This is a genomic window from Tamlana crocina (assembly GCF_012037625.1).
The window spans coordinates 1-508 of record NZ_JAAVJS010000154.1; the positions used below are offsets into that span (position 1 = coordinate 1).

The 508-nt window shown below is 48.6% G+C and carries 1 protein-coding gene; it reads right to left on the reverse strand.

Features of this window, described 5'->3' with window-relative positions; genetic code table 11:
- A partial coding sequence (locus HC176_RS16085; protein ID WP_167920017.1) for a methionine adenosyltransferase domain-containing protein occupies window positions 1-508 on the reverse strand: 508 nt, incomplete at both ends.

Consider the following 508-nt stretch of genomic DNA (forward strand, 5'->3'; position numbering starts at 1 on the left):
GTTCTTCCCAGGTAAACAATTTTACTTCCACAGTCTTTTCTCCGTTGTAGGGACTTCTAAAAACTTTTCTTTCTGTTCGGGGTTCCTTTCCAAAATGTCCGTAAGCTGAGGTTTCGCGGTAGATCGGATTTCTAAGTCCTAATCTCTCCTCAATAGCCGATGGTCTCATATCGAAGATCTCAAGCACTTTTTGAGCGATCTCCCCATGAGAGAGATCGACTTTTTTGGATCCGTAAGTTTCCACGAGAATAGAAGTGGGCTCCACAACGCCAATAGCGTAAGAAACCTGTACCAGCACTTCATCGGCTACACCTGCGGCCACCAGGTTTTTCGCAATATGACGTGCCGCGTAAGCTGCAGATCGGTCAACCTTGCTCGGATCCTTTCCCGAAAATGCACCTCCACCATGGGCGCCTTTTCCGCCGTAGGTATCTACGATGATCTTTCTCCCGGTAAGACCGGTATCACCGTGAGGTCCGCCAATGACGAACTTTCCGGTGGGATTGAT